The sequence below is a fragment of the Corynebacterium sp. HMSC034B08 genome (assembly GCF_001835805.1).
GTDB lineage: Bacteria > Actinomycetota > Actinomycetes > Mycobacteriales > Mycobacteriaceae > Corynebacterium > Corynebacterium coyleae.
Genome location: NZ_KV825964.1, coordinates 307,160 through 320,168, shown reverse-complemented (window position 1 = coordinate 320,168; position 13,009 = coordinate 307,160). Strand labels below are relative to the sequence as shown.

The following is a 13,009-nucleotide window of genomic DNA, read 5'->3' as shown; positions in this document are numbered from 1 at the left end:
AGGCTAGGCCCGCTGGGCGTGGGCGGCGAGTTGGATTGCCGCCTTGCGCCACTGCTTGGTCTCTGCGTGAGCGGCGGCGTAGCGCCACTGTTTGACAAGGTCACCGTGCATCGTTTCGACGAGCGCGGTGGCCTCTTGCGTTGTCTGGGGGTCGTTGTAGCCGTCCGCGAAGGTGTATCCGGCGGCGGGAACTAACGATTGGCCGTCTGTGTCGCCGAGCAGTTCCGTAAGCGCCTCGGTGCGTTCGTGGGACGCCTCGCGCAGCTCGCTAATGCGGGTGCGCAAAGCCTCGTCGGCATGGGCGAGCGCGAGGCCGAGGCCGTAATACATCGCGTTTTCGCGGGCGAGGAGGTCGGCGGCGGATTGGGTCGCGGCGTCGTCGTCAAGCGGGCCCTCGAGAGTGATCTCGACTGGAGTGAGCGCAAGCGCATCGATGGCTTGGGCTACTACGAGGTCAACCGAATCGTCAGGCACCTTGTCGGCGGCGGTGACGGTGTGCTCCAAAAGGGCTGCGCCGTCCGCGGCTGCCGGAAGGTCGGTGTCGCCATACCCGACGTTGCAGGACTGCGGGGTCTGTCCAGTTTCGTCCGTGCCGCACAGGCGCAGTGCTTCGTCTTGAAGCTGCTCGCTCTGGAACTTGCGCAGTTCCGCCCACTCGGGGTGCTCCCCGAACACCCAATCAGCGGAGGCTTGCTTGGCCAGCGACATGATCTCGCCGTTGGCGCGAGGGCCGACAACATCCATCACTGTGCAACTGGTCAGGAGCAGTACAGCTGGCAAAACAAGCAGTTTCTTCACCCGCTGCACGTTACACGCTAGGTTTGACGCATGGCATTTCCCACAAATAACGAACTTGAACAATTGGTCGCCCCTGTCGTGAAGGCGTACGCGATGGACATTGAGAACATTCGCACCGTCAAGGCGGGGAAGAAATCGCAGGTCGTTATTGCGCTCGACTCGGATACGCACCCGACGCTGGATGAGTTGGAGGAAGTGTCCAATGAGCTATCAACGCTTTTCGACGACCTCGAGCAGCGCGGGGAAGTCAACTTCGGCGCCGGATACACGCTTGAACTGACCACCCCTGGTGTGGATATGCCGCTGACGCAGCCGCGACACTTCCGTCGCAACCAGGGCCGTCTGATTAAGGCGGGTGAGCAGAAGTGGCGCATCGCCGTACTGGATGAGGCGCAGGAGCATGTTGCGCTGGTGCGTTCGTCGAAAAAGGGCGATGAGGTGCGAATTGCACCGGTTTCAGAAATTGCTGGTGCAGTGGTAGAAATTGAGTTCAACGCGCCGCCAGCAGCAGAAGTTGAGCTGGCGGATCAGACGTTTGCAGAGCTCGAAGCCGCAGCGGCGGCACAGGAAGGAAACAAGTGAATATCGACTTGAACGCGCTGAAAACCATCGAAGAGCAGCAGGGCATTTCGATGGAGGATCTGCTGACCACCATCGCAAACGCGTTGCTGTTTTCATACCGCGAGTTCAAGGAGGAAAGCGGTACGGAGCGTTCCAAGGCGCGTGTGGACATTGACACCGAAACGGGCGACGTTGCCGTTATCGTCAGCGAGCTCGACGCCGAAGGCGAAGTCATCTCTGAATACGACGACACGCCGGTGAACTTCTCCCGAATTGGTTCCGTCGCCGTGCGTGACGCGATCAAGGGCCGTCTGCGCCAAGCGGAGGCTGGCCGCGTTTACGGCGAGTACGCCGAACTCGAGGGCCAGATTGTCTCTGGGCTGGTCCAGCGCGATGCCCACGCAGAGGCGCGCGGCATCAGCATCGTCCAGCTCGGTACGGAGGCAGACCCGCAGGACGGCATCCTGCTGCCGGCAGAGAAGATCCCGGGCGAAGTGTTGCGCCACGGCGATCGCATCAAGGCTTACGTGGTGGGTGTGAACAAGGGCGACAAGCGCGTGCAGGTCAACCTGTCGCGCACGCACCCCGAGTTGGTTCGAGGCCTGTTCGCACTCGAGGTGCCGGAGGTAGCCGACGGTTCGGTAGAGATTGTCAGCATCGCGCGCGAGGCAGGCCACCGCTCCAAGGTTGCGGTGCGTGCAACCGTCAAGGGTGTCAACGCCAAGGGCGCGTGCATCGGGCCTCGAGGAGCGCGCGTGACCAACATCATGCAGCAGCTCGGCGGCGAGAAGATCGACATCATCGATTGGGATGCGGACCCGGCGAAGTACGTCGGTAACTCCCTGGCCCCCTCGAAAGTGGTGGATGTCACGGTGCTCGATGCGGATATGCAAGCGGCTCGCGTGACGGTGCCGGACTATCAGCTCTCCTTGGCCATCGGCAAGGAAGGCCAAAACGCCCGCCTGGCCGCCCGCCTGACCGGCTGGAAGATCGACATCCGCTCCGACGCTGATATCGCCGACGACGAATAAGGTCTTTGCCAACGTTTATGAAACCCGCAGGAAGTACAGATTCTGCGGGTTTTCGCGTACAGTGTTTAACGGCTTTGCGTCCGCACGTTGGGTGCGGCGGCCCACCACGCACACGAGTGCGCCGGTGTGAGACATAACGGCACAGTGTTAGACGGCAGATAGGTTGCGGGAAGGATGCGAATGAGCGGAATGCGTAAGCACCCCATCCGCACACGTACCTGTATTGCCACCCGAAAAACTCACCCCGACGTCGAACTGTTGCGCGTGGTCGCCGATCCGGACGTGCCGGGGAAGATCCTCGCCGACCCGGACCGGAAACTGCCTGGTCGGGGAGCATGGATTACCCCGTCGTTGGACGCAGTCGAGCTGGCGGAACAACGCCGCGCCTTTGGGCGAGCGCTCCGTCTGTCTGCGAAAGTAGACCTAGGTCATGTACGTACGTACCTCGCCTCGTCGCAAAGCAGAAGCGCCGAGGCGGTCGACCCAGAGAATGAAGGAAAGACCGAACACTGATGAGTACGCAACCATGAAGCAGCATCAGCGATGAAAGTCACTGACCACGTCTAGGGGCCGGTAGCCGAAGGGCACTGGGCTCCTAGCATGAACAACAAGGAGACATGTGTCCGGAAAGCTACGCGTACACGAGTTGGCTAAGCAGCTCGGCGTAACAAGTAAGGAATTACTCGCAACCCTGAAAGAACAGGGTGAGTTTGTGAAGACGGCGTCGTCGACCATTGAGCCGCCTGTCATCAAGAAGATGAAGGCGCACTACGCCAAGCTCAATGGCGGTGGCGCAGACGACAACGAAAAGAAGGAAGCACCGACTCCGGCGAAACCGCCGCTGAAGAAGCCTGGCCAGAACCGTGCCAAGCCTGCAGCGCCGAAGCCCGCCGGTTCCGCACCAAAGCCGGGCGAGGCTGCGAAGCCGAAGCCGGCTCCGGCTGCTCCGAAGGCACCGGCTGCGAAGGCTGCGGGTGAGCCGGCCCAGAAGCCAGGCGCCCCGAAGCCGGGCGCACCGAAGCCTGCAGCGCCGAAGCCTGCGGGTTCCGCCCCGAAGCCAGGCGCACCTAAACCCGCAGCTCCAAAGCCCGCAGCTCCAAAGCCTGCAGCGCCGAAGCCGGCTGCTGCGAAGAAGGACGGCCCGACTCCGGGCGGTATGCCTCGCCCGATGCCGAAGCCTGGTGGACGCCCGCGCGTTGCTAACAACCCGTTCTCGTCCAACACCGGCGGTGGGCAGCGCCCGCCGCGTCCGGGTGGACGTCCGGGGCAGGGTCGCGGTGGCCAGGGCCAGGGCGGCCCACGCCCGGGTGGTGCCCGTCAGGGTGGCGGCAACCGTCCGTCCCCGGCGGATATGCCGGCAGGTCCGTCGCCGACACAAATGCCTGCGAAGGCTGCACCGGCCGGTGGCCGCGGCGGTGGCCGTGGTCGTGGTCGTGGTGGCCAGAACGGGCCACAGCGTGGCGGTTTCGGCGGACCGGGTGGCGGTTTCCGCGGTCGCGGCGGACGTCGCGGCGGTACCGCAGGTGCATTCGGCCGTCCGGGTGGTGCACCCGGCAAGCGCCGCAAGTCCAAGGGCCAGAAGAGGGCTGAGTACGAGGAGATGCACAAGCCGAACGTCATCGGTGGCGTTCGTCTCCCCGACGGCGGCGGCAAGACCGTTCGCTTGCGCCAAGGCGCGACCCTGTCTGACCTCGCTGAGAAGATCAACACCGATGCATCTTCGCTGGTGCAGGCGCTGTTCAACCTCGGTGAGATGGTGACGGCAACGCAGTCCGTGTCTGAGGACACCCTGCAGCTGCTCGGCGCTGAGATCAACTACGAAGTCCAGATTGTCTCGCCGGAGGACGAGGACCGTGAACTGCTCGAATCCTTCGACCTGCAATTCGGTGAGGACGAAGGCGGCGAAGAGGAGCTCGAGCAGCGTCCTCCAGTGGTCTCCGTCATGGGTCACGTCGACCACGGTAAGACCCGCCTGTTGGACTCCATCCGCAAGGCAAACGTGGGTCGTGGCGAGGCCGGCGGTATTACCCAGGGCATTGGTGCATACCAGACCGAGGTCACCCTCGACGGCCACCCGCGTAAGATCACGTTCCTGGATACCCCGGGCCACGAGGCGTTTACCGCCATGCGTGCCCGTGGTGCGAAGTCGACCGACTTGGCCATCCTCGTGGTGGCAGCGGACGACGGCGTCATGCCGCAGACCGTTGAGGCGATTAACCACGCCAAGGCTGCGGAACTGCCGATCGTGGTTGCAGTGAACAAGGTGGATAAGCCGGAGGCTTCCCCGGAGAAGATCCGTGGCCAGCTCACCGAGTACGGCCTCGTGCCGGAAGAGTACGGCGGCGACACCATGTTCATTGACATCTCCGCGAAGCAGGGCACCGGTATCGACAACCTGCTGGAGGCTGTGCTCCTGACCGCAGATGCGGCGCTTGAGCTCACGGCGAACCCAGACATGGACGCACAAGGTATTGCCATCGAGTCCCACCTGGACCGTGGCCGTGGCCCGGTGTCCACCGTCATCGTGCAGCGCGGCACCCTGCGTGTCGGTGACTCGATTGTCGTCGGCGGCAACTTCGGTCGCGTGCGTCGCATGGTCGACGAGTGGGGCGAGGACGTGGAAGAGGCAGGCCCGTCCCGTCCGGTTCAGGTCCAGGGCCTCAACGGTGTTCCTGGCCCGGGCGACAACTTGCTCGTGGTTGAGGATGACCGTGTGGCTCGCCAGATTGCTGCGCAGCGTGACGCTCGTCAGCGTGCGGCGATGCAGGCACGTCGTAAGAAGCGTGTCTCTTTGGAGAACCTGGATCAGGCTCTCAAGGAGCGCAGCCAGCTCAACCTCATCCTCAAGGGCGACAACGCCGGTTCGGTGGAAGCCCTCGAGGAGGCGCTGCTCAAGATCGAGGTCGACGACGAGGTGCAGGTCAACATCATCGACCGTGGCGTCGGTGCTGTGACCCAGACCAACGTCACCCTCGCGGCGGCATCCGACGCCATCATCATTGGCTTCAACGTCCGCGCGGACGGCAAGGCCACGGAAGAGGCGAATGCCGAAGGCGTGGAGATCCGCTACTACTCGGTCATCTACCAGGCGATCGAGGATGTGGAGCAGGCGCTCAAGGGCATGCTCAAGCCGATCTACGAAGAGCGCGACCTGGGCGAAGCCGAGATCCGTCAGATCTTCAAGGCCTCCGCAGTCGGCCTCATCGCAGGTTGCATGGTTACCGAGGGCAAGGTCAAGCGCGGTGCGAAGCTGCGCCTGGTCCGCGACGGCAACGTCATTACTCCGGATGCGTCGATCGATTCGCTGCGCCGCGAGAAGGACGACGTCAACGAGGTAGCCAAGGGCTACGAGTGCGGCATGGTGCTGTCCTACCCGGATATCCAGGTGGGCGACATCATTCAGACCTACGAGATGGTCGAGGTCCCGCGCGACTAGTCGTCGCAAAGCAATTGCTTATCGACGAAACCCCCGCCCCGCACGCACGTGCTCGGCGGGGGTTACACTATGCAGAAGTTTTGAGGAGGAGTGACATGGCTGATAACACCCGCGCCCAGCGGTTGGCGAAGCAGATTCAGACGATTGTTGCTTCCGCGATTGAGCGGGAGATTAAGGACCGCCGGCTGGAGTTGGTCACTGTGACCGACACCCGAGTCACCGGGGACCTTCATGACGCCACCATTTACTACACAGTGCGTGGCCAAGAGATCGACGACGAACCTGACTACGAGCAGGCCGCTGAGGCGCTCAACCGTGCTCGCGGGCAGATCCGCAAGATCGTGGGAGATCAGCTTTCGGTTCGGTTCACGCCGACCATCTCGTTTGAGCGCGATACCGTGCCGGAAGCTTCCGCGCACATGGAGGAGCTGCTCAACCGTGCACGCGCGCGTGATGAGGAGCTTGCAAAGCTGCGCGCAAATGCGAAGCCGGTTGGCGATGCTGACCCGTACAAGCGCTCCGGTGAAGGGGAGTAGTGCCCTGAACAGCCAGCTGTTTGCGGAGCATGCTCCGCTATTTGCCGAGGTTGCCGAGCGTATCCGCGCCGCGGACCGCGTCAACGTGGTCGCACACATCAACCCCGATGCGGATGCGATCGGGTCGGCGTGTGCGCTCGCAAAGGGGCTCACGGCGCTTGGTATCGACAACGACGTTTACATTGGCCAGCCGTTGCCGCACCCGGCGAATATGCGCACTATCCCGGGAGTCGATGAGATCATCTACGGCGAAACTTTGCCGGAGGATGGCCTTGTTGTCACCGTGGATTGTGCCTCCGCAGATCGCACAGGAGCATTCCTGGTCGATGTTACGGATAACCCGTCGCGCGTTGTTGTCATCGATCACCACAACACCAACCCCGGTTTCGGCGACATGAATTTGATCGTCGAGTCCGAATCGACCACAACGATGATCCGCGAGTTGCTTGATCATCTTGGGGTGGAGCTTGACGAGGACATCGCGTACTGCCTGTACGCGGGCTTGGTCACCGACACCGGCAGCTTCCGGTGGGGCACACCGAGGATGCACCGTTTGGCCGCGGAGCTGATGGGCTACGGCCTGAATACTCGCCAGATTGCACTGGACCTGATGGACACGATGAGTGCGACTGACCTCCAGCTCATGGGCGCGGTGTTGGCGGAAACCCAGATCATTCCGGTCAAGGGGCTCTCCGTTGCAGTGCTCACCATTCCCACGGGGTTGTTAGCGCGCATGAGCCAGCCAACGGTCGAGGCGATCATCGACTACGCCCGTGCCCTTGAAGGCACCGACGTTGGTGTGGTGTTGAAGCAGTACAGCAGCAAGCATTGGGCGATGTCGCTGCGTTCTACGGTGCTGAACGTTTCAACCGTCGCGCGCTCTCTTGGCGGTGGCGGACACAAGGCAGCAGCGGGGTACTCGGCCACCGGTTCGCGCTCTGAGGTCGTCCGCGACCTGCTCGACGCGTTGCCAGAACCCGCCGACCGATGAGGGGCGCGGACGCTGCCCGCACACCAACCGCGCGGGATATCTTGATGCTCGCGCTGCCCGCGCTCGGCGTGCTGGCAGCCAACCCGCTGTACCTGTTGCTGGATACCGCTGTCGTTGGCAGGCTCGGCACCGCGCAGCTGGCTGCACTCGCTGCAGGCGCTGCCATCCAGTCGACCGTGACAACCCAATTAACGTTTTTGTCCTATGGCACGACGGCGCGAAGCTCGCGGTTTTATGGTGCCGGAAAACGCGATCAGGCAGTCGAGGAAGGTGTACAAGCTACCTGGGTAGCGCTCGGGGTGGGCGCGATCTTGGCGCTGATTGTGTGGGTGTTCGCCCAGCCGTTGGCGATGGCGCTTGCAGGTGACGTTGACACGAGTGTGCGCGCTGCGTCCTGGATGCGTGTATCCGCATTCGCCATCCCGATGACGCTGATCATCATGGCCGGAAATGGCTGGATGCGCGGCGTGCAAAATACGCGATTGCCGTTCTACTTAACGCTGTGTGGCCTCATTCCCGGCGCGATCTCGTTGCCGTTATTGGTGAACCAGTACGGGCTTGTGGGCTCCGCGATATCCAACGTGATTGGCATGGGGATCACGTCGACGTTGTTCGTGGTGTTTCTTATCAGGGAGCACCGGACGTCGGGCCGGGGCTGGGCGCCGCAGTGGTCGGTGATTTCCAAGCAGCTCGTGTTAGGCCGCGACCTGATTTTGCGGTCGTTATCGTTTCAAGTCTCGTTGCTGACCGCTGCTGCAGTTGCTGGTCGCTTCGGCGTGGTTGCGCTTGCTGCTCACCAGTTGATGCTGCAGCTGTGGAACTTCCTCACACTCGTGCTTGATTCGCTGGCTATTGCGGCGCAGACCCTGACCGGCTCGGCTTTGGGGCGGGCAGGGGCGCAGGACGCACGCGCCGTTGGTGAGCACGCACTGAAGTACTCGATGGTCTTCGCGGTCGTGCTGGCCGTGGTGTTCGCGTTGTTCCGTGAGCCGATTCTGGGTTTGTTTACGCAGGATCAGGCGGTCGTCGATACGCTGCAGCTGCCGTGGCTGTTGTTTATCGCCATGATCATCGCCGGGGGAGCGGTGTTTGCGCTCGACGGTGTGCTGCTTGGTGCGGCGGATGCGGCGTACCTGCGCAACCTGACACTGTTTTCGCTGCTCGGGGTTGCGCTGCCGATCATCATCGCTTCCGGTTTCTTCGGCTGGGGCCTGACCGGTATTTGGGTCGGACAACTCGGCCAAATCCTTGTGCGCCTCGTAGGTGTAGTGCACAGGTTCCGTTCCATGCGATGGGCAGTGACAAGCGGTGATGGTAGGAATGACGCATGACCACGACACTCTGGGCAGTCAGCGACCTGCACGCCGCAGTGAAGCTCAACGGCCCAAAAATCGACGACATCCAGCCTACTGACCCGTCTGACTGGCTCATCGTCGCTGGCGACGTGGCCGAACGGTTCGAACTCATCGTTGAAGTGATGACAGAACTGGCCAGTCGGTTCGACACCGTCATCTGGGTGCCCGGCAACCACGAGCTATTTTGCCGTTCTGCGGACAGGTACCGCGGCCGAGAAAAGTACGCCATGCTGGTTCAAGCGATGCGCGCTATCGGTGTGATTACCCCGGAAGATCGCTATCCGGTGTTCGGCGGAGTGACCATCGCGCCGCTATTTACGCTGTACGACTATTCGTTCCGCAGCAGGGAAATGACTGTCGACGAAGCCCTGCAGGCCGCCCACGACAACAACGTGGTGATGACAGACGAGTTTGCCATCGCACCATTTGTGGATATCCGTGGCTGGTGCTGGGACCGTTTGGCCTACACCACCAAACGCTTATCCCGCATTAGCGGGCCGACGATTCTGGTCAACCACTGGCCGCTGGTGCAGGAGCCGGTGCAGCGCATGATGTGGTCTGAAATCGCCCTGTGGTGCGGGACCCGGCACACCAGGACATGGCCCAAGCGCTACAACGCGCAGGCAGTGGTGTACGGTCACCTGCACATGCCGGGGGTGACCAAGGTCGATGGCGTCGACCACATTGAGGTCTCCCTGGGCTATCCGCGCGAGTGGCGCCACCACCCGTCCACGCGGCAATTCCCGTACCCGGTCATGGAGGTTGAATAGTGATGCAAGATATTTCGCTGTTTCCTCCAGAAGCACGCTGCGTCTTTTTACTTACCGACGACGCCGGCGACCTCACCCGCTACGACGACCTGCACCCGGCGGAGCGCCAAGAGGTCAAAACCGCAGTCGATTTGCGCAAGGGAGAGTTCGGCGATGCCCGCTGGTGCGCACACCAGGCACTGCGCGAACTGGGCGTGGAATCTGCAGGCGCGATCCTGCGCGGGGAACGCGGTATGCCGTTGTGGCCAGAGGGGTTTACCGGCTCGCTGACCCATACCGATGGCCTGCGCGCCGCTGTCGCAGCACCAACCCGGTACGTACTGTCGATGGGGCTCGATGCGGAGCCGGCAGAATCGCTGCCAGACGGGGTGCTGGAGTCGATCGCCAGTGATACTGAGATCGCGATGGTCAACGGTATGCGTCAGCAGGGTCAGCAATGGGCCGACCGGCTGCTGTTTTGCGCCAAGGAAGCGACCTACAAGTGCTGGTTTCCGATGACACGGCGTTGGCTAGATTTCGACGAAGCCGAAATTGAGTTGCGCGCCGACGGCACGTTTGTCTCGCAGCTCCTCGCCCGTCCCGCGCCGGTGCCGGTGTTTGAGGGCCGCTGGGTGGTCCGTGGTGGCTACGCGGTGGCTTCCACGTACGTGCGCTAGGCGCTACAGCGTGGACGGCCGCGCCACAAACACCGTGGCTAGGCGCTTGCCCTGCTCTTTGACCAGGGCGACTGCTTTGCCGTCTGGTCCAACGGCGGCGTGCACGCCCTTCAAACCGCGCGGCTCGAGCCACTTGCCCATGGATAGCGCCGCGTATTCATCAGCAGAGACATCAAGCACCGGCCACGAGCGGGTCAGTGCCTCATCCATGGTCAGTGACAACACAGCATTGTCTTCCAACGCGTCGAGGGTGTGAGCGTCGTCGATGGAGAACGGGCCGACGGAGGTTCGTCGCAAAGCAATCAAATGCCCGCCAACCCCCAACGCCGCGCCGAGGTCGCGGCCCAGCGAGCGGATATAGGTGCCGGAGGAACAATGCACGCGGGCGTCGATGTCGACGACGCCATCGTGGTGGCGGATCTCGCTGACATCGAAAGCGTGGACGGTCACGGGGCGGGGAGGAATGGTGACCTCCTCACCGGCGCGCACCAGTTCGTGGGCTCGGCGCCCATCAATCTTGATCGCGGACACCTTCGACGGAACCTGCATGATATCGCCGGTCAGCAGTGCGATCTGCTCGTGGATCGCGTCGTCGGTTACCGCAGACGCGTCGTGCGTTTCGGTGATCTCGCCCTCCGCATCGTCTGTGGTCGTGGACGCACCGAGGCGGATCGTCGTTTCGTAGACCTTGTCCTCTGCGACCAGGTGCGCCAGCAGCTTCGTGCCGCGCTCAATGCCTGCGACAAGCACGCCCGTGGCCATCGGGTCGAGCGTGCCAGCGTGGCCAACCTTGCGCGTGCCAAAGAAGCGGCGCAGACGCGCCACCACGTCATGACTCGTCAAGCCCTGAGGCTTATCGACGACAACAATGCCGGACTTTTCGAGGGGATCGTTCATGCTTTTGAAGTATGCCGTACTGTGTCCCCCGTGGATATTTTGCGTGGCCTCGACGCAGTGCCGGAAACGTTTGGCGAGCCTGGTGGCACCGTCGTCACTATCGGCGTCTTTGACGGTGTGCACAGAGGCCACCAACTGCTGATCTCGAAGGCTGTGGATACCGCACGTGAACTCGGTGTGCCGAGCGTGGTCATGACCTTTGACCCGCACCCCGTGACGGTATTCGCACCAGGTCACACGCCTGCGGCGCTGATGTCGCTTGAGGAGCGCGCCCGCCACATCGCTGAGTTGGGCGTGGACTACTTGCTTGTCATTGATTTCCGGCACGAGCTCGGCGGGGTTTCGCCCGAGGGGTACGTGGAGGACGTACTCGTGGGCCAACTGCGCGCCCGCCACGTGCTGGTGGGGGAGAATTTCACCTTTGGAAAGGATGCCGCAGGCACCGCTACAACCATGGCGCAGCTAGGGGAGCGTGCAGGCATCGACGTGACAATTGTGCGATTGCTTTCCGACGGCGGCGTCAAGGTCTGCTCCACCGCCATCCGCGACGAACTCTCCGGCGGAAACGTACAAACGGCGACCGACTACATGGGACGGCCGTTCTCTGTGATCGCACCGATTGAACGTGGTGCCGGCCGTGGCGGCAAGGAACTGGGGTACCCGACGGCCAACCAGTACGCATCCGATGCGGCCGCGATCCCGGCTGACGGTGTCTACGCGGGCTGGCTCACCATCATCGACGACGCCCCCATCGACGGCGACATGGAACCCGGCGTGCGCTACCCAGCGGCGATCTCCGTGGGGACGAACCCCACGTTTGGCGACAACCGGCGCAGCGTTGAGTCGTTTGTGCTCGACCGCGACGCCGACCTGTACGGGCGGATGGCCCGAGTGGAGTTCGTGGGCAAGGTTCGCGACATGGTCAAGTTTGACTCCGTTGAGGAATTACTTGAGCACATGGCGCGCGATGTGGACACCACCCGCGATATTCTCGGTGCATGACCACGAAGCTGATCCTGGACCTAGACACCGGCATCGACGATGCCCTGGCACTGGCGTACGCACTCGCGTCGCCCGAAGTAGAACTCATCGGCGTGACCTGCACCTACGGCAACGTGGTTGTCGAGGATTCAGTGCGCAACACCCTTGCCATCTTGGAGCTGTTTGGCCGCACAGACATTCCGGTGTTCGCAGGCCCAGACCACGCACGCGCGAAGGACTCCTTCGAGGTCCAGGAGATCTCCGCGTTCATCCACGGCAAAAATGGCATTGGCGAGGTGGAGATCCCTGATCCGACGCGTCAGGTGGAATCGACGTCTGCGGTGGACTTCCTCGTCGAATCGGTTACGGCGTACGGCGATGACCTCATCATCGTGCCCACAGGCCCGTCCACCACAATCGCGGCAGCGGTCGAGGCATCCAACGTGTTCCGTGAAAATGCCAACATCGTAATGATGGGCGGCGCGCTCACCGTCCCAGGCAACGTCACCGCCTGGTCCGAAGCGAACATCAACCAGGACCCCGAAGCAACCGACCTGCTGTTCCGCCAGCTGCGCAACGTCACCATGATCGGTCTCGACGTCACGCTACAAACACTGTTGACCGCCAAAGAAACCGCGAAGTGGGCCGAACTGGGCACCACCGGCGGGAAGTTCCTTGCCGACATCACGAACTACTACATCAACGCCTACAAGACCACCTCGCCGCACCTTGGTGGCTGCGGACTGCACGACCCGTTGGCGGTTGCCGTGGCTATCCAGCCGGGTTTGGTGGACACGCTTGGCATCAACATGAAGGTGGACACCGAGGGCGAGACGCGTGGGCGCACGATTGGCGACGAAACCCGCCTGAACGACCCCGACAAGTGCGCAGCAGTGGCTGTACGGGTAGATACTGCAGGTTTCCTCGAAGAGTTCATGCGTCGATTGACTGGTTTGGCCCAGTCCACCCCTGTCGTGTAACCTTTTCGAGGTCTTGC

The 13,009-nt window shown here is 62.5% G+C and carries 13 protein-coding genes; 11 read left to right on the top strand and 2 right to left on the bottom strand.

Annotated features, from left to right (window positions below; all coding sequences use genetic code 11):
- Nucleotides 1–3 precede the first annotated feature (3 nt).
- Nucleotides 4–798 carry a DUF4439 domain-containing protein gene (locus HMPREF2656_RS07965; protein ID WP_246816789.1) on the bottom strand — a complete coding sequence of 265 codons (795 nt, stop codon included), beginning with the start codon at nucleotides 796–798 and terminating at the stop codon, nucleotides 4–6.
- Between the two features lie 30 nt (nucleotides 799–828).
- On the opposite strand from HMPREF2656_RS07965, the gene rimP reads away from it, so the two are divergent.
- The 9 genes from rimP to HMPREF2656_RS07920 all read left to right on the top strand — a co-directional run bounded on the left by rimP (nucleotide 829) and on the right by HMPREF2656_RS07920 (nucleotide 10,134).
- Complete coding sequence (rimP, locus tag HMPREF2656_RS07960; RefSeq protein ID WP_070422288.1) at nucleotides 829–1,380, top strand: ribosome maturation factor RimP; 552 nt, start codon at nucleotides 829–831, stop codon at nucleotides 1,378–1,380.
- Nucleotides 1,377–2,390 (top strand): transcription termination factor NusA, encoded by a 1,014-nt coding sequence (gene nusA / locus HMPREF2656_RS07955; RefSeq protein WP_070422289.1) that lies wholly within the window; start codon nucleotides 1,377–1,379, stop codon nucleotides 2,388–2,390. Before rimP ends, nusA begins: the two co-directional genes overlap by 4 nt.
- 189 nt (nucleotides 2,391–2,579) lie before the next feature.
- A complete protein-coding gene (locus HMPREF2656_RS07950; protein WP_070451066.1) occupies nucleotides 2,580–2,903 on the top strand; it encodes a YlxR family protein in 324 nt (107 codons plus the stop codon).
- Between the two features lie 106 nt (nucleotides 2,904–3,009).
- On the top strand, nucleotides 3,010–5,826 hold the full coding sequence (gene infB, locus HMPREF2656_RS07945) for a translation initiation factor IF-2 (protein ID WP_070483872.1): 2,817 nt from the start codon (nucleotides 3,010–3,012) through the stop codon (nucleotides 5,824–5,826).
- 95 nt (nucleotides 5,827–5,921) lie between these two features.
- On the top strand, nucleotides 5,922–6,362 hold the full coding sequence (gene rbfA / locus HMPREF2656_RS07940; RefSeq protein WP_070816286.1) for a 30S ribosome-binding factor RbfA: 441 nt from the start codon (nucleotides 5,922–5,924) through the stop codon (nucleotides 6,360–6,362).
- On the top strand, nucleotides 6,349–7,353 hold the full coding sequence (locus HMPREF2656_RS07935; RefSeq protein ID WP_224213814.1) for a DHH family phosphoesterase: 1,005 nt from the start codon (nucleotides 6,349–6,351) through the stop codon (nucleotides 7,351–7,353). The genes rbfA and HMPREF2656_RS07935 overlap by 14 nt, the downstream gene beginning before the upstream one ends.
- Nucleotides 7,350–8,684, top strand: a complete 1,335-nt coding sequence (locus HMPREF2656_RS07930) for an MATE family efflux transporter (RefSeq protein ID WP_070816285.1) — start codon at nucleotides 7,350–7,352, stop codon at nucleotides 8,682–8,684. Before HMPREF2656_RS07935 ends, HMPREF2656_RS07930 begins: the two co-directional genes overlap by 4 nt.
- The gene (locus tag HMPREF2656_RS07925) at nucleotides 8,681–9,478 is read left to right on the top strand and encodes a metallophosphoesterase family protein (protein ID WP_070422294.1); all 798 of its coding nucleotides are present in this window, start codon (nucleotides 8,681–8,683) and stop codon (nucleotides 9,476–9,478) included. Before HMPREF2656_RS07930 ends, HMPREF2656_RS07925 begins: the two co-directional genes overlap by 4 nt.
- A 2-nt stretch (nucleotides 9,479–9,480) precedes the next feature.
- Complete coding sequence (locus HMPREF2656_RS07920) at nucleotides 9,481–10,134, top strand: 4'-phosphopantetheinyl transferase family protein (protein ID WP_070816284.1); 654 nt, start codon at nucleotides 9,481–9,483, stop codon at nucleotides 10,132–10,134.
- A 3-nt stretch (nucleotides 10,135–10,137) separates the two neighbouring features.
- Here the strand turns inward: HMPREF2656_RS07920 and truB are convergent, their stop codons facing one another.
- Nucleotides 10,138–11,031: a tRNA pseudouridine(55) synthase TruB gene (gene truB / locus HMPREF2656_RS07915; protein ID WP_070816283.1), complete on the bottom strand. Its 894-nt coding sequence runs from the start codon at nucleotides 11,029–11,031 to the stop codon at nucleotides 10,138–10,140.
- Between the two features lie 30 nt (nucleotides 11,032–11,061).
- On the opposite strand from truB, the gene HMPREF2656_RS07910 reads away from it, so the two are divergent.
- Nucleotides 11,062–12,033: a bifunctional riboflavin kinase/FAD synthetase gene (locus tag HMPREF2656_RS07910; protein ID WP_070451068.1), complete on the top strand. Its 972-nt coding sequence runs from the start codon at nucleotides 11,062–11,064 to the stop codon at nucleotides 12,031–12,033.
- Entirely contained in the window at nucleotides 12,030–12,992 is a 963-nt protein-coding gene (locus tag HMPREF2656_RS07905; protein ID WP_070816282.1) for a nucleoside hydrolase, read from the top strand. Before HMPREF2656_RS07910 ends, HMPREF2656_RS07905 begins: the two co-directional genes overlap by 4 nt.
- Nucleotides 12,993–13,009: the final 17 nt, after the last annotated feature.